General features: G+C 57.1%; 18 protein-coding genes. 13 read left to right on the top strand and 5 right to left on the bottom strand.

The features are described 5' to 3' along the window. Window positions 1-71: 71 nt before the first annotated feature. The gene (locus SH139x_RS06240) at window positions 72-1547 is read left to right on the top strand and encodes a glutamate synthase subunit beta (RefSeq protein ID WP_488354417.1); all 1476 of its coding nucleotides are present in this window, start codon (window positions 72-74) and stop codon (window positions 1545-1547) included. A gap of 225 nt (window positions 1548-1772) precedes the next feature. Here SH139x_RS06240 and SH139x_RS06235 read toward each other — a convergent pair whose 3' ends face one another. The 3 genes from SH139x_RS06235 to egtB all read right to left on the bottom strand — a co-directional run bounded on the left by SH139x_RS06235 (window position 1773) and on the right by egtB (window position 6450). Further along, window positions 1773-3740, bottom strand: coding sequence for a serine/threonine protein kinase (locus tag SH139x_RS06235; protein ID WP_488354416.1), 1968 nt, complete (start codon window positions 3738-3740; stop codon window positions 1773-1775). A 103-nt stretch (window positions 3741-3843) separates the two neighbouring features. Then, a complete protein-coding gene (locus tag SH139x_RS06230; RefSeq protein ID WP_488354415.1) occupies window positions 3844-4878 on the bottom strand; it encodes an L-histidine N(alpha)-methyltransferase in 1035 nt (344 codons plus the stop codon). Between the two features lie 135 nt (window positions 4879-5013). After that, entirely contained in the window at window positions 5014-6450 is a 1437-nt protein-coding gene (gene egtB / locus SH139x_RS06225; protein WP_488354414.1) for an ergothioneine biosynthesis protein EgtB, read from the bottom strand. Window positions 6451-6671: 221 nt separating this feature from the next. On the opposite strand from egtB, the gene SH139x_RS06220 reads away from it, so the two are divergent. From SH139x_RS06220 to SH139x_RS06205, 4 genes are all read left to right on the top strand, one after another. Then, complete coding sequence (locus SH139x_RS06220) at window positions 6672-7634, top strand: cytochrome c (RefSeq protein ID WP_488354413.1); 963 nt, start codon at window positions 6672-6674, stop codon at window positions 7632-7634. Between the two features lie 24 nt (window positions 7635-7658). Next, window positions 7659-8669 (top strand): hypothetical protein, encoded by a 1011-nt coding sequence (locus SH139x_RS06215; protein WP_488354412.1) that lies wholly within the window; start codon window positions 7659-7661, stop codon window positions 8667-8669. Between the two features lie 96 nt (window positions 8670-8765). Further along, complete coding sequence (locus SH139x_RS06210) at window positions 8766-9323, top strand: hypothetical protein (RefSeq protein WP_488354411.1); 558 nt, start codon at window positions 8766-8768, stop codon at window positions 9321-9323. Window positions 9324-9400: 77 nt separating this feature from the next. Next, a complete protein-coding gene (locus SH139x_RS06205) occupies window positions 9401-10918 on the top strand; it encodes a hypothetical protein (RefSeq protein ID WP_488354410.1) in 1518 nt (505 codons plus the stop codon). On the opposite strand, the gene SH139x_RS06200 is transcribed toward SH139x_RS06205, so the two are convergent. Together SH139x_RS06200 and SH139x_RS06195 are read right to left on the bottom strand one after the other, a co-directional pair. Beyond that, complete coding sequence (locus tag SH139x_RS06200) at window positions 10915-11064, bottom strand: hypothetical protein (RefSeq protein ID WP_488354409.1); 150 nt, start codon at window positions 11062-11064, stop codon at window positions 10915-10917. The genes SH139x_RS06205 and SH139x_RS06200 overlap by 4 nt on opposite strands. A gap of 200 nt (window positions 11065-11264) precedes the next feature. Further along, complete coding sequence (locus tag SH139x_RS06195) at window positions 11265-13322, bottom strand: coiled-coil domain-containing protein (RefSeq protein WP_488354408.1); 2058 nt, start codon at window positions 13320-13322, stop codon at window positions 11265-11267. Between the two features lie 261 nt (window positions 13323-13583). On the opposite strand from SH139x_RS06195, the gene SH139x_RS06190 reads away from it, so the two are divergent. From SH139x_RS06190 to guaB, 8 genes are all read left to right on the top strand, one after another. Next, window positions 13584-13946, top strand: coding sequence for an exodeoxyribonuclease VII small subunit (locus tag SH139x_RS06190; RefSeq protein ID WP_488354407.1), 363 nt, complete (start codon window positions 13584-13586; stop codon window positions 13944-13946). Between the two features lie 80 nt (window positions 13947-14026). Further along, a complete protein-coding gene (locus SH139x_RS06185) occupies window positions 14027-14935 on the top strand; it encodes a polyprenyl synthetase family protein (protein WP_488354406.1) in 909 nt (302 codons plus the stop codon). Window positions 14936-14940: 5 nt separating this feature from the next. Beyond that, window positions 14941-16833: a 1-deoxy-D-xylulose-5-phosphate synthase gene (gene dxs / locus SH139x_RS06180; protein WP_488354405.1), complete on the top strand. Its 1893-nt coding sequence runs from the start codon at window positions 14941-14943 to the stop codon at window positions 16831-16833. Window positions 16834-16947: 114 nt separating this feature from the next. After that, on the top strand, window positions 16948-17832 hold the full coding sequence (locus SH139x_RS06175; protein WP_488354404.1) for an NAD(+)/NADH kinase: 885 nt from the start codon (window positions 16948-16950) through the stop codon (window positions 17830-17832). A gap of 136 nt (window positions 17833-17968) precedes the next feature. Then, window positions 17969-18388, top strand: a complete 420-nt coding sequence (locus tag SH139x_RS06170; protein WP_488354403.1) for a DUF2780 domain-containing protein — start codon at window positions 17969-17971, stop codon at window positions 18386-18388. 277 nt (window positions 18389-18665) lie between these two features. After that, window positions 18666-19151, top strand: coding sequence for a hypothetical protein (locus SH139x_RS06165; protein ID WP_488354402.1), 486 nt, complete (start codon window positions 18666-18668; stop codon window positions 19149-19151). 99 nt (window positions 19152-19250) lie between these two features. Continuing rightward, the gene (locus SH139x_RS06160; protein ID WP_488354401.1) at window positions 19251-20633 is read left to right on the top strand and encodes a PLP-dependent aminotransferase family protein; all 1383 of its coding nucleotides are present in this window, start codon (window positions 19251-19253) and stop codon (window positions 20631-20633) included. A gap of 105 nt (window positions 20634-20738) precedes the next feature. After that, window positions 20739-22217: an IMP dehydrogenase gene (gene guaB, locus SH139x_RS06155; protein ID WP_488354400.1), complete on the top strand. Its 1479-nt coding sequence runs from the start codon at window positions 20739-20741 to the stop codon at window positions 22215-22217. Window positions 22218-22230: the final 13 nt, after the last annotated feature.

Genomic DNA, 22230 nt, shown 5'->3' with positions numbered 1-22230 from the left:
TTAGAAACAACTCATAGACATGCTTGCCATCCCCCGAACATTGGCAAGCTCATCGCGCAAAGGAAGATATCATGGGAAAGCCTACCGGATTTAAAGAGTTCGATCGTCAAAAAGTGCCATGGCGTTTGCCCGTCGTGCGAATCAATGATTATGACGAAATCTATACGGCGCCGGAGGAGAAACAACTCCGCCAGCAAGGCGCCCGCTGCATGGATTGCGGGGTTCCCTTCTGTCAATCGGCGTCGGGCTGCCCCATTGATAACCTGATTCCCGAATGGAACGACTTGGTTTATCAAGGTCGCTGGCGGGAGGCCAGCGAACGTCTGCACAAAACGAATAACTTTCCCGAGTTCACTGGACGCACTTGTCCAGCACCTTGCGAAGGTTCCTGCGTGTTGGGCATCACCAACCCGCCAGTAACGATCAAGAATATTGAAAACGCCATTGTCGATCGCGCTTGGGCGGAGGGCTGGCTGAAGCCGACGCCTCCCACCAGTCGCACCGGCAAACGGGTTGCCGTGATTGGCTCGGGGCCGGCGGGATTGTCGGCGGCCGATCAATTGAACAAAGCCGGTCACTTGGTCACCGTTTACGAACGTGCCGATCGCATTGGCGGCTTGCTGCAATATGGCATTCCCAACATGAAGCTCGACAAACAGGTGGTGCAGCGGCGAGTCGATAAATTGACCGCCGAAGGCATTACGTTTGTCACCGGCGCCAACGTGGGTGTGAATCTTGATGCTAAACAACTGACGGAGGATTTCGACGCGGTATTGTTAGCTTGCGGAGCCACAAAACCTCGCGATCTGCCCATCCCGGGTCGCGAACTGCGTGGAATTTATCCCGCCATGGAGTTCCTCACTTCAAACACCAAGCGGGTCCATGGCGATCATCTTAACGGCTCTTTCATCAGCGCCGAAGGGAAAGATGTGGTGGTCATTGGTGGCGGTGATACGGGCACCGATTGCATCGGCACTTCGATTCGCCACGGTTGCCGCCAAGTGATCAATTTTGAACTGTTGCCCAAGCCACCCGAGCAACGAGCCGACGATAACCCCTGGCCCGAATGGCCCAGGGTCTTCCGCACTGACTATGGCCACGAAGAGGCAACGGCCAAGTTTGGTAAAGATCCTCGACACTACCAGATCCTTTCCAAGTCGTTCATTGACGACGGGGAAGGCAATGTGCAAGGTATTCGCACCGTGCAGGTCGAGTGGACTAGAAAGCCGGACGGCGGTTGGGAAATGTCCGAAGTGGCGGGGAGCGAACGCGTCGTGTCCGCTCAACTCGTGCTCTTGGCAATGGGCTTCTTAGGCCCAGAGCATTACCTGGCCGAAGCCTTGGGTGTGGAGGTCGACCAACGCAGCAACGTGGCGGCAGAGCACGGCAAATTTGCCACCAACCTGCCAGGCGTATTCGCTGCTGGCGATTGCCGACGCGGCCAAAGCTTGGTGGTGTGGGCAATCAATGAGGGGCGAGGTGCCGCCCAAGCCATCGATGTTTACTTGCAAGGCAGCAGCCTGCTGCCAATCTCGGCAATGTCTTGATCATGGTCAGATTGACTTCGCTTCGCGAGAGCAACGCCTCCGCAGAAGTCATTCCGCGTGGCAGATAACTTAAATGTAAAGAAACGTCATACTAGGGAATGTGAACCACTAATCGTCACTAATTTACACTAATCAACTCATCGGGCATTTGATTAGTGCGAATTAATGCGCATTGGTGTTCCCAAGAAATACTCAGGGGACTTTCGGCGGAGCGAAAGGAGACTTTTAGGGAGTGCCGCTGGCGAAACTGACTGCTTGGACAATGACGTCATACGTGAACTCGCGTTTCAAGTACGCGACTGTCTCGCTGAGCGCCTCATTGAATTGCGTCCCCCCCGTCGCTTGGTTGCTCCACTGATGCGCATCAAAATGGATACCCCGCATGCCTCTGCTGGCCAACGCATTGGCAATTTGAGGACGTGGCAGCGAGGCGATCAAAAGGGCAAAGTCGGACGGATCAGGGAACGGCTCGCGAGAAGCGACCAGCAACACCGTTTCGGTCGACGGGGTGCCGTTGAGCGTACCGACGTCCAACTCTAAAAAGTCAATCGGACGATCGACGCTGGGGTTGCCAATCTGATCGCGCGTACCCATCGGTCCGGGGTAAAGATAAGTGGTACCACTCTCCGTTCCCAACCACACCAAATAGACGTGACGCCGTTGCTCCAACTGCACCGCGATGGTAACACGATCGCCGCTGCGCAGCTCTGGACTCAACGGCTCGTCCGCATCGATGACCCAAGCTTGCCCCGTGCTGGGACGTTGGCCGAGAACTCGCAAATAGCTCGCCACTTGCGATGCCGGGGACGCTGATTCTCCAAACACATCGGGACCCGTTTGGTTATCGCCACCAACGGCCTGCTGGCCATCACGAGACAGCCAAACTCCCGCTGCCACTAACGCCAGGCAAGCGACAGCGGCCAGGGCGAGTGTGGCAACACCGCGCGAGCTGGGGCGAGTTCGGACTCCAGGTTGTCGAGGTTCTGCGGCAACCTGCAACTCGCTGACGAGACGCTCTGTTTCGCTACCACCAGGGTTCACCCCCGCTGGTAGAGCACCCGTTTGTAGAGCACCCGTTTGTAAATTGCCCGCTGCCGGAGCCCCCGCTGCATGCTCGGCCAACACGCTCCGCAAACGATCGGCAAGTTCCGTGGCGGTGGGGATGCGTCGCTCCGCTTGCTTGGTCAAACAGGCTAGCACGATCTGCTCCACGGCGACGGGAATATCAGGTTGATACGTTCTCGGCGGCGCCACAGACTTTTCCCGTATCTTGCTGAGCACGTCAATGTTGCGTCGTCCGCGAAAAGGCCGTTTCGCGGTCAACAATTCATACAAGATTACCCCGATCGCCCAGATATCAGAGCGACCATCCAAGGCGTGAATATTTCCGCTAACTTGCTCCGGGGACATGTAGGCTGGACTGCCGCCATACGAAGATTGAGCATCGAACTCTTCGTCCTCGGCAAAGGCGAGTCCGAAATCGATCAAGCGAATGCGTCCCTCCTCATCCCGCATCACGTTGGCTGGCTTGAGGTCGCGATGCACCACGTCCTGACGATGCGCGTATGCGATTGCCAAGGTGATTTCCAAACACCATTGACAAGCTTGTCGCCAAGGCACCGGCATGGCAACTTTCGCCAAGGACTCGCCACCGAGCCACTCGGTGACAAAGAAGGAGCGATGGTTGACCACGCCAAAATCGAAGATTTTGCAAATCCCCGGATGGTCGAGCCGAGCCAACCGCTGGGCCTCAGTCAAAAAATAACGCTCACATGCGGCGGGCAGGTCACTCTTGAGCACTTTGATGGCGATCCTACGATCCAGGACTTGATCGCGGGCTTGAAACACCGTTCCAAAACTACCCTCGCCGACGACTTTCATTTCGACATAACGCGGCAGCTTGTCAAGCAACATGCTGATTTCAGCGGAGGCCAGGAGTGAACCATCCTCGTTGGGGGCCAACGTATCGGACGATCGCTGTTCGGAGGTATCCCCACCTAGCTGACTGCCACCAGATTCCTGAGTGCCACCAGACTCTTGATTTCCACCCGTTTTTTGAACGTAGCCAGTTTTCTGACTAGCTGCCGTTAACGGAGAGCTGGACGACAACAGTTCCGTCTCGGCATCCCGCTGGCTTTGGCGGAACGCTTCGTCATCATCGAACTGGTCATCTAAATCAGTCCTTGTCACCATGAAAAATCACACTCGGCATGCCCCCGAAACTATCAACTACCAACCCTTCATTTTACGAAAAACTACTTACCAAAACTACTGTACGCCAGCAGCCTAAATTACTTTACGGCTTGGTTTCGGTAAGCCGACAGCAAAAGATCGCAAAATAGTTTTTGGGATCAGTCCACATCTGTTCAACACTCCAACCGGCGGTCCGCAGGCGTTCACCGAGCGTTTGTGGGTCGTACTTATGAGAGTACTCGGTGAGAATATGTTCGCCCTGGCGTAAGCGAAAGTTATGCGAGTCGATCGCTACGTCGATGTTGCGGTTGGCCACCAAACGCATTTCAATACGTTGATGGCTGGAGACAAAGGGAGCCGCATGGTCGAAGCCATCGAGGGGAAAGTCGACAGCTAGTTGACGGTTGAGATGCCGCAGAATATTCCGGTTAAACTCTGCCGTGACCCCCTGTTGATCGTCATAAGCGGCCTGCAAAACGTCCGTATCTTTTTGCAGATCGACACCGAGCACCAGCATCCCCGCGTGCGTCGTTGCTTCGGCCTCATCAGTTTGATCGCCATTAGAATCCCCAACTCGTGGCGATACCAAATCGGCAAATTTTGCCAACAGTTGATCTGCTGCGTCCGCCGTCAGGTTTCCCAGCGTGGAACCGGGGAAATAAACGACGCGAGCCCCTTCCGCCGTGATCTCCGCGGGGATTGCTAGTTCCGCTGTGAAATCGGCACAGACTGGCGCAATCTCCACCGCAGGGTGCAGATCGGCGAGGCGTTCAGCCGACTGCAGCAAGTGCGTTTGCGAAATGTCCATGGGTATGTAAACCGCTGGTGACTCCAGCGCCTGCAAGAGGAGCTCGGTCTTCAGACCGCTGCCGCTGCCAATCTCGATCACCACCGCTTGCTCGCCAATATGCTCAGCCAACTCGGGCAAGCAGCGTTGCAGGATGCTGACTTCCGTTCGCGTGGGATAGTATTCCGGCAGTTCGCAGATGGCATCAAACAACTCGCTGCCGTGTTGGTCATAGAAATACTTGCTCGGCAACCGAGGAGGCGACTCGGCCAGAGAGTCCAGCACCTCGGCGCGGATCGACTGTTGGGCGGGCGCCAAGTTAACTAGCGGAAGCAGATTCGAAATAGCCATCGGGCCAGGGACCGTGGGGTGGAGGTAATGAAGTTTGCGGCGACTGAAAGAGCCAAAGCAGCCAGTGTCGGATTGAAGGGAGCGGGGCAGCTCGCGAGCGGCGAAGCATGCAGCCCAGTGGTGGTCCGAAAATGGTTAACGGGCCAACCGCAGACCGCTGAATTGCCACCTGGCGTCAGGCGGAAAAAAATTGCGATAAGTAGGGCGAATGTGAGACTGGGGTGTCGCCAGGCTGCCGCCGCGAAGCACAAATTGATTGCACATGAACTTGCCGTTGTACTCCCCAATCGCCCCCGGAGGAGGTCGATACCCGGGGTATCCGACGTATTGGCTGGCGGTCCATTCCCAAACACCACCAAATAATTGCTGCGGGCCGGCGGTGGACTGAGAAGAATTCGGCCCTGTTGCATCACCGTGCGCATCACTGTGCTCACCGGCGGTCTGTTCGGCAAACTGCCCCCAAGCGCCCGGGGCATCCCCAGCAGCGGCGGCAACGACCTCCCACTCCGCTTCGGTCGGCAAACGGGCTCCGGCCCAGCGGGCAAAGGCGTCGGCCTCGAAATAGCTGAGGTGGGAAACCGATTCGTCAAGGTTCAGCGGTTGGATTCCGTGCAGGCTGAATTGATACCACTGGTCTTCACGACGCAACCAATACAAGGGAGCTGTCCAATGCTCTGCATTCACAACCGCCCAGCCGGCACTGAGCCAATGTTCGCTGTGGCGATATCCACCCGCTTCGATGAATTCCAGAAACTGGCCGTTGGTCACTGGGCGGACGGCTAACTGAAACGGTTGCAACAGGACGGCGTGCCGGGGTGTCTCGTTGTCGTAGCAGAAACCTGGCCCTTCGTGACCAATCTCCACGATGCCGCCGGGGTGGGAAAGAAACTCAGGCGACCGCTTGGCACTAGACATGGGGCTGGGTCGAGACGTGGGACTGGGCAGAGGCGTGGTTGCAAAGTCCCCCGCGGCAAACGCCGAATTAAACACAGCCGGAGCGAGTGGATTCCGGCTAAACAGATGCTTGATGTCGGTCAGCATCAACTCTTGATGCTGTTGTTCGTGTTGGATGCCGATTTGAAATACCTCAGCCAATGGTTGCCAATCCTGCTCGCAGACTTGGTGCAACCAAGCTTCGATTGCCGCTTCGACATGCCGACGATAATCCCAAACGTCACGCATCGTTGGCCGACTGAGCAACCCCCGTTGATCGCGTGGAAATTGATCACCGACCGCGTTGTAATAGGAATTGAATAAAACCGCGAACTGCTCATTGGGCGGGCGATAGCTGGGATCGGCCGGCCGCAAGACAAACGTCTCGAAGAACCACGTGGTGTGTGCCAAGTGCCAGCGGATGGGGCTCGCATCTGGCATCGACTGGATCACGCAATCTTCCGGTTCCAGCGACCGGGTGAGCTGTTTGCTAAACTGGCGAACTTGGTGAAAGCTTTGCAGTGCTTGGGTGGGGGTGGGCAAGCGGGGCACGGAGTAACCATCTGCCAAGAGTACGGGCTCATCGGTGGCGACCGCTGCTGAACGGGCGGTACCGAATGAGGCGGCAGATCGTGACAATGCTCCACTCCAACTCGAGAAACGCTACCAAAACTAATTACGGCACCCTAGGCGCGCGTCAACAATGGGTCAACCACATCACTTACGGATAACTTTGTTGAGTGACGACGAGTTTGTTTAGGTTGAGGACTGTTCATGATGTAAAATTAGAATTGAGTCGGCGGCGGACGGTTGATGGGGGGCATTTTCAGCGACGCTCAACGATTGGAGCAGACAAATCGATGAATTTCTGGCAAGCGTTATACCGGTGGGGTGCGTTGGGCATTGTGTTGCTTGCAGTCACGATTCCCGTTGTGGCTCAGGAACGGCGAGCTCGCCCGCCCCGGCCCAATCCAGAGCGTTACGAGGGCGTTTTCTACAAAGACGTCGTTGGCGCTTTACAGGGGGTCCGGCCCCGCGTCGGCGAATTGGCTGGCCAGCAACCAGCCGGCAAAACCTCAGGTGCTGGCTCGACCGCCTCGAGCAATTCGGCTGCCGCATCCTCGAGTGGCAAAAAATGGGCCAATTTAACCGACGCGGTACACCTTGAAGACGAAATCAAGCGTTTGAAGATGCGTTACGATGCGGTTGTGACCACACCGGGGCGGTTTAACGGAGGCGATTTTCAGCAAGCGCGGGTGGAATTAGGGATGTTGGCGACTTTTTTCGCCGTGATCAATGACTTTGAGGGAGAGATTCGATTTCGCGAGGATGCGGCAATCGCTCGCGACCTCATGTCTCGGGCAATCGTCGGCGTCTCGAGCGGGGCAGGGGACGCGTTTAATATTGCCAAACAGCGGCAAGCCGATTTGCAGGATATCGTCAGCGGTAGCGGGCTCAATCGATCGGCCCCGACCGAACCCAACGACTGGTCCATCATCACCACCCGCTCCGTAATCATGAATTATCTCGAAGAGGTGCTTGGCGAGCCGTTGCAGAGTGGTACCAACAACGCGGACGACTTTGGGCCGGCCAGCGATGACTTGGCGCGAGCGGCGGCAATGGTGGCGGTGTTGGGCCAAGTCCTCACCGAGCCCGGGATGGATGAAGCCGACGACACCGACTACAACGCTTTTTCACGGCAAATGACTCAAGCCGCTCTTGATCTGCGAAAAGCGATCGAACAGCAGGACGCCGAGGCGGCAAGATTAGCCGTCGGTGCGATCAGCCAGTCCTGCGAAGCTTGTCATAATGATTATCGCTAAGATTTACGGAGGAGACGAAGGCTAATGGGTGTTCGTTTTGCTTGTCACGGTTGTGGCAAAGGTCTGAATATCAAGACCGAATTAGCCGGCAAACGGGGAAAATGCCCCGACTGTGGCTTGCGCTTCCGGATTCCGCTCGAAGACCAAGCACTCTCCATTCCGCTCGAAGATCAATCCAAGGACGCGGTGGATGCGTCTGAGCATCATTCGCCCGACCCGCCCTCGTCTGAACAACATTCGTCTGAACAACATTCGTCTCAACAACATTCGCCCGACCCGCCCTCGTCTGAACAACATTCGCCTGAACAACATTCGTCTCAACAACCATCTTCTGAGCCTGTCGCGAGCGAGCCGGTAGCTGCCGAGCCCAAGCGGCTGGACCGGGTGAACGAATCGGCTGGGGAGTCTGCCGAGTTCAATCCGCTAGAGGAATCCGACGTTGCGTGGTATGTGCGCCCCCCGACGGGCGGGCGTTACGGCCCGGCGACTGGGCCAACCGTGCTGGGCTGGATCGACGAAGGGCGAGTGACTGGCGACACGTTGCTGTGGCGAGATGGTTGGCCGCAGTGGCGGGAGTGCCAAGAGGTGATTCCTGGGTTGCTCGCCGCCAGTCCGGCTGCCGCACTTTCGCCGGCAGCGACCATCCCTCCGGCAGCTCGCCCGCTCGGACAATCTCCCGCGGAAACGAGGGCTCCCGTTAAAACTGGACCACGTGCTGACTTGGGCGGCCAAGCTGACAGCCAGCAATCGGGAGCTGGGGCGGTGGGCCAATTGGGGAAAACGAAAGCTCGCTCCACCTCACGCCGTGAAAAAGCTCGCCAATTCAGCGCGGCGGGAGGTTATGATGCGGATTCCTATTTGCTGACAAAGAAACGCCAAAAAGCCAAACAGCGGATGATGGCGATCAGCGTGCTGATTATCCTCAGCGTGGTGTTAGTGGTGGCGTTGATTGCGGCACTGCTCTGGGAACGCGACCCGCCCCCCGAAGAGACGATTGGCTGGCGCTCGCTTGGCGTAACGAGCCTGCTAGCGTAGCTTTTAGTGCGTGACAATTTGCTGAGTTGGCAAATGCCGCGAATCGTACTGTGTTGTTTTGCTTTCATTTTTTGAACCCCGAAAGGTACCCTGCCGATGTCGAGAAATCTACTTGCTTGCTTGCTGGTCTGTTCGCTGCTGACCGTCACGGCCAATGCGCAAGCCCCCTCCGCGGAAAGCGATGCAAAGCCACAAACGATCAAAATCTTCGACAAACTAACGCTCACCATTCCGGCCGATTGGAAAACAAGTAAAGCCCGCTCGCGAATCATCGAGCATGAGTTCTCCACCACCGAAGAGGGTGACGAAACCGCTCCGGCACGCATCACCATGATGGCGGCTGGCGGCGATATCGACGCTAACATTGAGCGTTGGAAAGGACAATTCACCGGTGGAAAAGAAGCCAAGGTCGAGAAAATGACCGTCGCCGGCGAAACTGTCCACTTGGTCGAACTCAACGGGTCGTTTAAAGAAACAATGGGTGGCGGACCATTTTCCGGAGGCAAAACGGTAACCCGCGAAGATTACGGGATGCTGGGGGCAATCATCGAGCTGCAAGACAATCGCAAGTACTTCATCAAGCTCACCGGCCCTGCCGAAACGATTGCCGCTCAGCGAGAATCCTTCAAGGAAATGTTAAAGAAGATGGAGTAGCCCATCCCCGTTAAGCACCAAGTTTGTTGCCCACTTAGTTAATCAGCTCATCCGCGTTTCGCATCTTTGATCTCAGCATGAATATCCAGAGCTTCCTTGAACACCATGGCATCCGTCGCAACCCGTTTGCCGAAGAGGATGCCCAAACCGATCCGGTGTTCAAGGAGTTCTGCATACGCAGCGCCTACCACCCGGTTTGGGACAAAGTCTACGGCGACCCCACCGAGCCGGCGACGGCCATTGTCTTTGGCCCCAAAGGCTCGGGAAAAACGGCCATGCGGCTGCAGATTGACCAGCACTTGACGCGGTTTAATCAAGAGCACCCGACAAAGCGGGTATTTGTGATCCGCTACGACGACTTCAATCCGTTCCTCGACCACTTTCGCGAACGGCTCAGTCGACGAGCGGTGCGAAAACCGGAACGTGTCTTCGAGGCTTGGCGATTGTGGGATCACATGGACGCCATCCTGTGTTTGGCAGTCACCGAGCTGATCGATGAAATCATCGGTCGCCATGGTGGTCAAGCGACCGGAGGTGGGGAACCGAAACAGCGTGAGCGCGGCACGGCGGGCTTGATCAGCCAGGAAATGGTCGACCAGCTCGATCGCACCGATGCCCGTGATTTATTGCTGTTGGCTTGCTGTTACGACCAATCGACCGCCTCCACCTTTACTGGACGCTGGAACGCGTTGCGGCGACGGCTGGGTTACAAAAATTGGTGGGTCAGCTGGGATGCTTGGCTAGCAGTCGGTTGGATTGTGCTGGCCCTGGTCGCCGTTGGCTGGCTGTACTCGGCAGCGCACATCACGATGCAGACCACTTTCTGGCTGGCCCCGCTGGCCGCCGTCGTGGGCTGCCTGCCCTACATTTGGCGCTGGACTCGCTGCCACTGGTTGGCAATGGGCGTCCGCCGGCACATGCGCGTGGGCAAGCGGGAACTAAGCTCGCTGCGGAAAGTTTTGCTGAAATTTCCCGCCAAGGAGCTAGCCAGCCAACCGCTGCCCCGCTTTGATCGCACCGACGATCGCTACGCGCTGCTCAACAAGCTGCAGTTGCTGCTCAACGAATTCAACTTCACCGGCACGATTGTGTTGGTCGATCGCGTGGATGAACCGCATCTAACCGGGGGCAAACCCGATTTGATGCGACGCTTCGTGTGGCCGCTGTTGGATAACAAGCTGCTCAAGCACACCGGATTGGGCTTCAAACTGATGCTCCCGCAGGAGCTGTATCGCGACTTGGAGCGTGAAAGCCGCGAATTTCACGAGCGAGCCAGGCTCGATAAACAAAACGTGATTCCCTCTTTCGCTTGGACCGGCGAAGCCCTTTACGATTTAACTCGCAACCGCATTTCGGCCTGCGCGCTGGACGAGAAAACGCCGGAGCCGAAAGATCTATTCGATGATAAATTAACCTATCAACGTTTGTTGATGGTTTTTCAAAACATGCGTGTTCCCCGGCATTTGTTTCGTTTTCTTTACCGGGTGCTTGTGGAACATTGCAACAAATACACCGACGCCGACCCGCAATACAAAATCGATGTCGAAACCTTCGAATCGGTACTGGCGGTTTACAACCGCGAGCTGGATGGCTAGGCGGTTTGCCGATAAAAGCTGGCGACTGTGGGCCGAATCGCCATTGTCGCCAACCGTGTTTTTGGTAGATTACTCCGTTCCGTTACATCAAAACCTAGAATCCAGTCGAAAAACACCAGCAGGTCTGCGGCTAGCTCCGTAAGCACCAGGTTTTCCGGTCGGTTCTTTGACCCCGTTCAATTACGCTGCAGCCAGGGAGCATTGCCTCGGTGGGTACGAAAAAATCAGGAAAAGGTCGACGCAAAGTAGGTCGGAAGAAACGTCGGATGCGAGCCCGTATTCGCCACCGCAAAAAATAATTGACGGCGGCTGAACAGGCGCCCGGCCAAATAAGCCGCTGCAGTCGTTACGCGTTTTCGTCGCCGCCCAGCCCCAATTGCTGGAGCCAGCGTCGCTTGGGGGGACCTTCGGGTTCTTTCCCAGCGGCTTCTTGGCGCGCCTCTAGCCCCCGTTTGAGATCCTCCACCTCCGCTTCTCGTTGATCGAGCTCTCTGCGACCACGGGCCAGTTTGGCTCGTTCAAGGGATAATTCGACTTCCGCTTGGCGCAGCTTTTCTTCCCATTCCTGCTTGATTGCTTGCAACTTGGCGCGCTCTTCACAGATCAGCTCGTCCGCATCAATCATGCTGGCAATGCTGGCCGCCCCCATGGCCAACCCTTCGCCGACGCCATGACCACCGGCGAATGTTTCGGCTTGATGGTCGAGTAATTGGCGAAGTTCGGCAATTTCGTCGTCCCGGCGTCGGATCTCTCGGTCGGCCCGTTCGACTTCATCACGCAGCGATTTTTGTTCTTCGGGCGAATAGGTTGCTTCGCCACTTTCTTCTTCGCGGCTGAGCTGAGCCAAAATTGCCGCTTTTCGCTCCTCCCAAGTCATCGACTCCATGGGGCCGGGCAAAGTAGTTCCAACGGCGGACCGCTCGACTCGCAGATCGGCCAATTGACTGCTCAGTTCAGAATTCTCGCTCCGCAAATCTTGGCAGCGCGAACGATATTCTTCCAACTGCTCACGCATCTGATCGAGCTCCGCTTGGAACGCTTCAGCGACACCAGCCTGCCCGCTCGCTGCATCTTGGTTGCTTTCGGCCAGTTCGAGGCGCTGCTCAGCGCGAGCCAATCGATCGACCGACTGAGCGAATTTCGACTCCAGTTCAGCCAACTTATCGCGTGTCTCCTGCAACTGCTCTTCAGCCCGCAGCTTGCTCACATCAGCCTGCCCCAACTCCTCTTCGGCTCGGATTAGCTGCGTTTCCAAACGGGTAACCTGCTCGACCGTTTCGGCTAGCTTAACCTCCGACTCGGTCAATTTGGCTTCGGTTTCCGCCAGTTTCTCATTCGACGGACCCGCCTTATCCTGTCGCTGATTCAACTCACGACGCAATTCGCGAGTTTGATGCTTGAAAGCCTCAGCTTGCTCGAATTGCTCTTCACATTCGGCCGATAGCTTCTCCAACTCGTCGTTGTGACGCGTCTCCTGTTCCCGCATGCGATCGCGAGTCGTCTCCAGCATGGCGGTGGTCTCGGCCAACTGGGACCGCAATTCATCCAACTCGCGGCTAGCCAACTGCTCAAAATCTCCCGCCGAGTTGAGCTCTTCGCGCAACTGCTGTTTTCGCTCGCGGTGCCGCACAACTTGTTCGGCCAAACGACGACGCCGCACTTCCACGTTATCGCGTTCCTGGTCCAACTCCTCGCGGTCTTGCTCTAACTCCTCACGCTCTCGGCCCCAATCTTTGCGTTCCTTGCCGAGCTCGTCGCGTCCCTTGTCCAATTCCTCACGTTCCTTGCTTAACTCCTCACGTTCCTTGCTTAACTCTTCCCGTTCCTTGCTCAGCTCTTCCCGTTCCTTACTCAATTCCTCCCGTACTGTGCTCAAATCATCCCGCTCGCTGCTCAGCTCTTTGCATTCCTTGCCAAACTCGTCGCGCTCCTTGCTTAGCTCGTCACGCTCCTTGCTGATTTCATCCGTGGTGCGCGCCAGTTGCTCTCGAGTTTCATCGCACTCTTCCCGCAACTTGCTTAACTGGTCACGTTCTTGTTTGAGCTCTTCGCGCTGCAGAGCGAGTTCGTCGAGTTGCTCGATTAGCGTTTGCTGTTCGCTTTCCCAAGCATCGCGTTTCTGATTGAACTCGGCCATCTCCTCTTGCCAAGCTTGCCGTTCACGCTCCAGCTCCGCCTGGGCTACGGCGAATTGCTCGCGTTCCAGGTCCAATTCGCTGCTAAAATCGTCCCACTGGTCTTTGCTCAGCTGCAGCGCGTCTCGCAGATTTGCCAACCGAGTGAGTTCTTCGGAAACCAAATCGAGGGGCGTCGCGAATGGACAGGGAGCCCCCGACAGTGCTTGCGGCAATGCCGTTGGCTCAAGATTCGCATCTCCCAGTCGTATGGTTCTCGATTTAGGCATCGTTGCCAGTCGGGTTCAGAAAGAGACAATTTCGTTCGAGAGTGGTAAAGCCGACCCACTCGCATTGGCCAGTAAATGCATTACTCTCACTTAAACATCTACGTCATGAACGGATCGTGAGCAAATCGACAATTTGCTAAACTAAGCAGCGTTGGGAAAATCGAGAGCCGCTTTGGCGACAGTTGCGGTTGAGCTTGGTTTCCGGATGGGCCTCACGGCGTTCAGTTGAAAAAATCGCAGCAAGCACTAGGCAGAATCGTTTTGGCGAAGAAGAAAATGGCCGCTGGAGAGTCCCGCAAATCGGTCGGTAGACAACAGTCTGGCACACAGCCAGATATTGAGGATGACAACGGCACCAGCTTTGAAGAGGCTTTGGCGGAAGTCGAGCAGATCGTGCGCGAGCTGGAGGGCGGTCAGCTAACCCTAGGAGAGTCGCTCAAGTCGTACGAACGCGGGGTGTCCCAGCTGCGAAAATGTCACGACCAGTTGAGGCAGGCCGAGCGGCGGGTAGAAATTCTGTCTGGCTTTGATGCTCATGGCAATCCGATAACAGAGACTTTTGATTCAGGGGACGAGGGTTCCGAGGGAGCGGGGGACGTGGACGATTCCCCGGGACTCTTCTAGACTTTCCCGGAGGTGTGTCTTCTCGCGTGTTCAACTTGTCCTAATTCCCATCAATTCGACTTCCAGACCCGCAGCGTCGCTTGACAACTCTTGACGAAATTCTGGGAGACTTTCTCCCCCTGATCGAGCCGGCATTGGCTGATGCGAGTGAACCGCGGGCTGGCTGTCCGCAGCGTTTGGGGGAGGCAATTTGCTACAGTTTGCTAGCCCCGGGCAAGCGATTGCGGCCTTCGCTGGTGTTGGCGGGAGCTGAAGCGTGCGGCGGTTCGGTTGCTGCCGCGCTGCCGGCCGCGGTGGCGGTCGAGATGGTGCATGCTTATTCGCTGATCCATGATGATTTGCCGGCAATGGACGACGACGATTTGCGACGTGGGCGGCCGACATGCCATCGGCAGTTTGACGAAGCGACGGCGATTCTGGCTGGGGACGCTTTGCTGGCTCGAGCGTTTGAAGTCTTGGCCACTCAGTTACCCGCCGATCAAGTCGCCGAGGCGGTGAGAATTTTATCCCACGCGACTGGCCCCACGGCCTTGGTGGGTGGGCAAGCGGATGACTTGGCAGATCATGGGCTAATTCCTGAAGAAAAGAGTGGAAACGGCACCCCGCAGCGGGTTGAGTATTTAGAATCAATACACAGGCGGAAGACTGGCAAACTTTTTTCGGCGTCGTTGGAGTTGGGCGGACTAACCGCCGGCGGGTCCACCGAGCAGCAGCTTTGGTTGCGGAATTATGCGGACGCTTTTGGTTTGGCATTTCAGATTGTCGACGATCTGCTCGACTTTCTGGGCTCTCCGGATCAGGTTGGCAAACAGACGGGAAAAGACATCCAGCGTGGTAAGTTAACCTTCCCCGGGCTGATTGGCGTGGCAGCTAGCCGTCGACGGGCAGCCGACTTAACGGCGATCGCCTGCGAGTCGGCTCAGTTATTCGGACCTTTGGGTAACCGGTTAACCCTCTTGGTACAATTTGTGCTTCAACGGAGTTGTTAGGCATCATGCACGAGCTCTTATCTAAGATTGACTCAGCCGAAGACTTGAATGGGTTTTCGGTCTCGGAGTTAAACGCCCTGGCCGCCGAGATCAGAGATGTGCTCTGCAATCTTTTGGCCACGCGCACCGCCCACTTTGCCTCAAATCTGGGCGTTGTCGAGCTTTGCTTGGCCTTGCACAGCACCTTCGATTTTCGCCGCGACCGGCTGATTTGGGATACTGGCCATCAAATTTACCCGCACAAGTTAGTCACCGGTCGCTACGATCGTTTTCACACGATCCGCACCGCCGGGGGACTAATGGGCTACCCCAACCCGGCGGAGAGTGAGTACGACTTGTTCATGACTGGGCACGCCGGCAGCAGCGTCAGCACGGCATTGGGTCTGAAAAGTGGTGATTGCTTGATGGGGCAAGGAGACCGCAAAAGCGTGGCGGTGATTGGCGATGGCGCTTTTCCCAGCGGAATTGTCTTTGAGGCCATGAATAATGCGGGCGAGCTGGCCAAAGATTTTCTGATCGTGCTGAACGACAACGAGATGTCGATCTGTCCGCGAGTGGGCGCGGTGGCCAGCTATCTAGATCGACTTCGCGGCAACCCGTTTTACACCGGGTTGAAGAGTGAAGTGGTCAAGATGCTGAACCACATTCCGGTCTTCGGTGATCCGGCCGAGCGGATGTTGGCGCAGATGAAGGAAGGCATGAAAGCCGGCTTGATGGGCGGCATGCTGTTCGAGGAATTGGGCATTCGCTACGTGGGACCCATCGATGGCCATGACATCGGCCTACTGCGGAAGTATCTGCAGATGGTCAAGGAAATGGAGGGGCCGGTGTTGTTGCACGTGGTCACTCAAAAAGGCAAAGGGTACAAACCGGCTGCCGAGGATCCTGTCTATTTTCACACCCCGCCGGCTTTCGTCGATGAGAATGGTCGCCCGATTCCCAAAGCGGGTGGTGGCCAACCGGCGTATACCAACTTTGCTCGTGACGCGATTGCCGCAGCGATGCACCGTGACGAACGGGTGACCGTGATCACGGCGGCGATGTGCCAAGGCAACAAGTTGGAACCGGTTCGCGAAGCTTTTCCGGATCGTTTCTTTGACGTGGGAATTTGCGAATCGCACGCGGTGGCCTTTGCCGCCGGACAGTGCAAAGCCGGTTTGCGGCCAATTGTCGATATCTACAGCACCTTTCTACAACGTAGTTACGATCAAGTCTTCCAAGAAGTCTCACTGCAAGATTTGCCGGTGGTCTTCATGATGGACCGCGCGGGGCTGACGCCGCCCGATGGTCCCACGCACCATGGCGCTTATGACATTGGCTATATGCGGGTCTTCCCCAACTTGGTGCTGATGGCTCCCGGTTACGCCGATGAAGTCGACACGATGTTGCAGTTTGCACTAACTCTCGAACATCCCAGCGGCATTCGGTATCCCAAAGACTCGGCGGCCAAATTACCCGATCACCGCCCCCAGCCTGTGCGTCTGGGCGAGAGCGAAACCATTCGCTGGGGCACCGATGGTGCGATCATTGCTTGCGGGGCCACGCTGGCTGCGGCCGAAGAAGCGGCTCGCTTGGTGTCGCCCGAACTGGACATCGCCGTGATCAATGCTCGTTTTATCAAGCCGCTCGACCGCGGCATGCTGCAGCAAGTCTTCGACGAGTGCGGGTTTGTCATCACGGCTGAAGAAGGTGCTTTGATGGGTGGTTTTGGTTCGGCGGTTCTCGAGGCTGCTTGCGATCTTGGTCTCGACACGCGGAAGCTGAAGCGAGTTGGCATCCCCGACTCGTATGTGGAACATGGCGATCGAGCTGACTTGCTGGCTTCCCTCGGCCTCGATGCGACTGGCTTGGCTGCCACTTGCCGGTCGATGTGTGATGCGCCGGGTGTTACCGTTTAAAGTGCTCAGCGCTGTTCCCACAGCCTGCCGACTTGTTCATACTCATATAGCGACTCGCAACCCCAGATCACGCAGCCCCGACATTTCGCAGCCCCCACGCTGAGGATCAGCCCCTTGTCCGGTTACCAGCAGCATCCTTGGCCCTGTAACCAACGAGAGCGTCCCAGCGTCGTCCTCATCGCCGCCGCCAAACGTGCCCTGGTCACGCAAGAACTCAAACGCTTGGAACCGGTGATTGCGGCGGTGGCCGATATCGCCGCCGTCGATCTGAACTTCGAGTATGACTTTACCGGCACCGATCATGACCTGGTGATCGTGCTGGGTGGTGATGGTTCGATTTTGCAAGCCGCGCGGCAAATGGAAGAGCACCAGTTGCCGGTGCTGGGTGTTAATTGCGGGCAACTCGGCTTCCTCGCCGCGCTCTCTCCCGACGCGTTTCTCGAAGCTTGGCCCAGTGTTTGTCGCGGTGGCTTCGCGGTCGTCGAGCACTTAATGTTGCGCACGCTGCTATTTCGAGATGGCGAAGAGATCGACCACCAACTCAGCCTTAATGAAACGGCGATCCTGGGTGGCCCACCGTACAACATTCTCAACATTGACATGTATGTCGACAACCTGCTGGCCACCACCTATCGTTGCGACGGTTTGATCATCAGCACACCAGTCGGCTCGACCGCTCACAATTTATCAGCTGGCGGTCCGATATTGCGAAAAGACCTGCAAGCCATCGTTGTCTCGCCGATCAGCCCGCACACGTTGACCTATCGATCGGTAATCGACTCGGCCGATCGGGTCTTTGACTTGACAGTTACCAACCCCAACGAGTCGACCAGCGTGGTCATCGATGGACGCGTGATGGGCAAAGTGCTGCCCGGTGACCGCATCCGCATTCGCCGCTCGTCAGCAGCCTTCAAAATGGTGGCGGTGCCTGGCCAAAACGACTATCGCACGCTTCGCGATAAACTCAACTGGGGTGGGCACACGCTGCCGAATTTGTAGGGAAAACGGCAGCTCACCCCGTCTCTTCAGCAAGCAACAACCAACCTCAATGGGTAACTTGCAGCCTGGGTGGCTTGAGACGACACTGCGGGGGTGTCTTCTCCTACTTCTGAGTTCTTTTTTAAGGCAAATTTCGATGGACGAGTTGATCAAACAAATCACCAGTCAATTGGGCATCGACGAATCTATCGCCAAGAATGCGACGCAAAAGGCGATGGCGATGATCAAGGATCAAGCGGGTGACGATTTGTTCGGCAAAATTTCGGCGGCCATCCCGGGTGCTGAGGATGTGGCTTCGGCTGGTGCTGAAGGTGGCGGTGCCTCCGCTGGAGGCGGGATGCTAGGTAAGCTGGCCGGAATGGCCTCCAGCGCCTTGGGTGGCTCGGCGGGCGGCGGCTTGGAGTTAGCGTCGATGTTAAGCGGCGCGGGGGTCGACCAGGACAAGATAGGTGGCTTCGTAACCATGATCATTGACTTCTTGAAAGCCCGAGCTGGCGACGAAGTCATCGATCAAGTGCTGGCCAAGTTCCCCATGTTGAAGACGCTGCTGGGCTAAGGTTTGAGCGTTATATAACCGCTGTCCCAATGTAGAACTGCTGTCCCGGCTGTTTGTTTTCTTGCGGAAGCGATTGGGGACAATCGCTCTACAATGCTGCGCAAGATTCGCTGAAATGCAATTGACTTGTGCCCCCACATTTTGCGATCAGTAACACGGTTTTTTGAGCTATCCGCAAACGGCCCACAGGTTCTCTGCTGGCACGGTCAGTTCCAGCAGCGCTGATAGCTTCTTTGAACGCTCGATGTGGTATCAATTGCATACTCGGAGGTGTGAGGTGGATCACGGATTGCACTGGTTTCCGTGCCGGATCGTAGTTGTTGGGTTCAGCATTTTGTTGGCGTGCTGCCTGCTGCCGGCGACTGCATTGGCCGCCGGTCCGTTGCCAAACGACGACTCCAGCGACAAATCAGTTTGGACATCTTGGAGCAGTTGGCAAATGCCCGAAATGCGGCTGCCGACTTGGCGGACGCCCCAAGTGTCCATGCCGACACTGCCCGCCCCGCGGGAGCCGGCCTTTGTGCGAGCCACCAGGCAGGGACTCGGCCAAGCCTGGACCAGCACCAAACGCACCACCCGCTCCGCTTGGGAAAAAACTAAGGATCTGTTCAGCCCCACAGCCGCGACGCCCCAGCGTGGCAAGCAGCGCGAGAGCAGCAACGCCCAACGCGACACCGGTTTTTGGGCCAGCCTGTTTGCCCCCAAAAATCCACAAAAACCATCGACGGTCAACGAGTTTTTGCGACAACCAGCCCCCTTTTGAGCGACTTTCCCGGCAACTTTTTGGATCTCACCCTGTGGCCACGGTGTAGGATTGAAGGAGATCTTTCATCCGCACCAAAACCATTGGGGATTTTGAACCATGGGGCTGCCTCCTTGGACACGCACCTTCACCCGCGAGCTGATGTCGGGTTCGTTGGACGAAGTCGCCAATCGCATCCGCACTGCCGTCACCACCAGCGAACTCCCCGCCACCGCCTTGCGTGGCCTCGATCGCGTGATGCGGGAGACTCGCAAGGGGGCCGAGCAGGTGCGACGTTGGGCGCGGCGACACGCTTCCTTGTCCCATTCCGCCGTCAATGGCAGCGGCACCTATTTCCATGCTGATCTCGCCAGTTGCCCGCTCTCAGCTGAACAGCTGCAGACGTTGATCCCGGAAGCGGAGCTGTTTGCCGGTAACTTGCCCGCCCAACGCGAGCGAATCGAACGGCAACTCGAGAGCCTAGTGAACCGGCGTTGGGGCGGCCACGCCTTGGTCGCCAATTCAACCGCGGCGGCAATCGTGGCCGTAGCGGCTAGCGTGCGTGAAAGCTCCCTGTACCTGCCTCGCTGCTGCGTGTTCCGGCCCGACGGCCAGCGACCACTCCCGGAGCTGCTCAAAGCTGGCGGTGGCCGGCTGGTGGAAGTGGGCACGGCGGAGGGCTGCGAACTGGCCGATTGGGCCCAGCTGAGCGACGAAAAATGTGCTTCCGCCGCTGTATTCGAAGTTCGCTGGCCGACCGCAGCCCAGCGGCCAAGCCCAGACTGGTCGTGTGGCCAACAAGGCCCCGCTGCCAACTGCCGACGGCTCAGCCTGCTGCCATACGGATGCTGGGAACCGCTCGACGATTCACTGGCAGACGCTTGCACCCTGCTGAACGCTGAATTGCTCGCACAAAACTGGCTGACGATCGTGCCCGGCAACCGCTTGCTGGGTGGCCCCCGCTCGGCCCTGATCCTCGGCTCGCGGTCCGCCTTGGCGACGGTCGAAGCTGCCGAAATCTGGCCCGTATTGGCGGCCGATTTGGGGACATTCGCGGCGCTCGTCGAGACGCTGCAACAACCGACCGGCAATGAATTAGCGCTCGCTCGCCTGCTGCGGCCAGCCCCCGAAAACTTACAAAACCGCTGCGAACGCTTGGCCACGCAGCTGGCCGGTTCAGCAGCCATTGCCGAGGTTCAAATCACCTCCAATCCAGCCCGGCTGGCAACCGACCTGAGCACCGAAATCCCCTCCCGCCAACTGCGAATCCGTCACGCCAGCTTGACGGCCGAAAGCTGGGCCGAGCGTTTGCGAGCCGATAATCCAGCCCTGCTGGCCAGCATCACCGAAGACCAACTGGCGCTTGACCTGCGTTGGATTCCCGCGCCCCTGGACGAGCATTTAGCCGCGCTGCTGTGCGGCCAAACCGCGGCGGCTACCCACTCCGATAGCCCCCAGCCTGACGGTACCGGCGGCGCTCAAGATAACCAGCCCGCAAGTTAACCCGGAAATTGTTTCTAACCGGTGTTGTTGTCAGTTTGAGGTGACTGTTCCATAATCCGGGGCCTGGTTCACGCTTTCCTTCTCATGCTGACCCGCGCCCTATCCATGTCGCACGAAAAAATCCGGACCACCGGTGTCACCTTTGATGACGTTCTGATCTTGCCGCGATTCAGCGAGGTGATGCCGTCGGAAGTGGATATCAGCACCCAGCTGACCCACAACATCCGACTCAAACTGCCCCTGCTCAGCTCGCCGATGGACACGGTGACCGAATCGGCGATGGCGATTGCCCTGGCTAAAGAGGGGGGAATAGGCATCATTCACAAAAATATTTCGGTCCAGCGGCAAACCGAAGAGGTGCTGAAAGTTAAGCGCAGCGCCAATGGAATCATCATCGATCCGGTCACCCTTCCTCCGGAGGAGCGAGTCAGCCGGGCGGCCGAGCTGATGGACCAGCACAACGTCTCGGGGATCCCAATTGTCGACGGAAATCATGTGTTGGTCGGAATTCTCACCCGTCGCGACCTCCGCTTCCTAGAGGACCCAAATCGCCCAGTCTCCGAAGTCATGACCCATGAGAATTTAGTGACGGGAGTAGGGAATGTAACGCTTGAGGAAGCTGAGCGGATTTTAACGGCAAAAAGGGTGGAGAAACTTTTGCTGGTTGACGAAGAAAGAAAACTGACGGGACTTATTACGATTCGTGACATCGACATGATGAAGCGTTTCCCCAACGCTTGCAAAGATCAGCAGGGTCGCCTGCGAGTCGGTGCGGCGATTGGAGTCTTCGATTTTGAACGTGCAGCCAGCTTGATCGATCAGGGGGTGGATATCCTGGTTGTCGATTCGGCTCACGGTCATTCGAAGAACGTGATGGAGACCGTCAAAGAAGTGAAGAAACAATGGAGTATTGATGTCATCGCTGGCAACATCGCCACCATAGAGGGAGCGAAGGATCTGATTGACGCCGGTGCGGACGCGATCAAAGTTGGCATTGGGCCGGGATCGATCTGTACCACGCGGGTGATCAGTGGCATTGGGGTTCCTCAGATTACGGCAATTTTCGACGCGGTGTCGATTGCTGAAAAACGAGGCGTCCCGGTGATTGCCGATGGTGGGGTGCGATTCAGCGGAGACATCACGAAAGCCATTGCTGCGGGAGCCAGCTCGGTGATGATCGGCAGTTTGTTTGCCGGTCTAACGGAGAGTCCTGGCGAAGTGATCCTCTACCAAGGGCGGACCTTTAAGTCCTACCGCGGGATGGGATCGATCGGAGCAATGGTGAAAGGCAGTAGTGAGCGGTACCGCCAAGGAAACGACGAGGGCAACAAACTTGTGCCCGAAGGCGTCGAGGGGCGAGTGCCGTTTAAGGGTCCTCTCAGCGAGTTTGCTTACCAGCTGGTGGGCGGCTTACGAGCCGGGATGGGTTACGTGGGGGCACGTAATATTGAAGAATTGCGTACGGAAGCGCAATTCATTCGGGTCTCGCCAGCGACGGTCCGGGAGAACCACCCGCATGACATCGCAATCACTCAAGAAGCGCCGAACTACAGTCCGGACGTTTATAAAAGCGATTCGAATTAAAGCCCTGCACGCT

Source organism: Kothea flammea, from assembly GCF_052161645.1.
Taxonomy (GTDB): Bacteria; Planctomycetota; Planctomycetia; order Pirellulales; family Pirellulaceae; genus Laterigemmans.
The sequence above is the reverse complement of the archived record's forward strand: the minus strand, read 5'-3'. Positions and strand labels throughout refer to the sequence as shown.

Coding starts and splice junctions, on each gene's coding strand:
- SH139x_RS06240 (WP_488354417.1), top strand. CDS start 72: ATGGGAAAGCCTACCGGATTTAAAGAGTTCGATCGTCAAAAAGTGCCA.
- SH139x_RS06235 (WP_488354416.1), bottom strand. CDS start 3,740: ATGGTGACAAGGACTGATTTAGATGACCAGTTCGATGATGACGAAGCG.
- SH139x_RS06230 (WP_488354415.1), bottom strand. CDS start 4,878: ATGGCTATTTCGAATCTGCTTCCGCTAGTTAACTTGGCGCCCGCCCAA.
- SH139x_RS06220 (WP_488354413.1), top strand. CDS start 6,672: ATGAATTTCTGGCAAGCGTTATACCGGTGGGGTGCGTTGGGCATTGTG.
- SH139x_RS06215 (WP_488354412.1), top strand. CDS start 7,659: ATGGGTGTTCGTTTTGCTTGTCACGGTTGTGGCAAAGGTCTGAATATC.
- SH139x_RS06210 (WP_488354411.1), top strand. CDS start 8,766: ATGTCGAGAAATCTACTTGCTTGCTTGCTGGTCTGTTCGCTGCTGACC.
- SH139x_RS06205 (WP_488354410.1), top strand. CDS start 9,401: ATGAATATCCAGAGCTTCCTTGAACACCATGGCATCCGTCGCAACCCG.
- SH139x_RS06195 (WP_488354408.1), bottom strand. CDS start 13,322: ATGCCTAAATCGAGAACCATACGACTGGGAGATGCGAATCTTGAGCCA.
- dxs (WP_488354405.1), top strand. CDS start 14,941: ATGCACGAGCTCTTATCTAAGATTGACTCAGCCGAAGACTTGAATGGG.
- SH139x_RS06170 (WP_488354403.1), top strand. CDS start 17,969: ATGGACGAGTTGATCAAACAAATCACCAGTCAATTGGGCATCGACGAA.
- SH139x_RS06160 (WP_488354401.1), top strand. CDS start 19,251: ATGGGGCTGCCTCCTTGGACACGCACCTTCACCCGCGAGCTGATGTCG.
- guaB (WP_488354400.1), top strand. CDS start 20,739: ATGTCGCACGAAAAAATCCGGACCACCGGTGTCACCTTTGATGACGTT.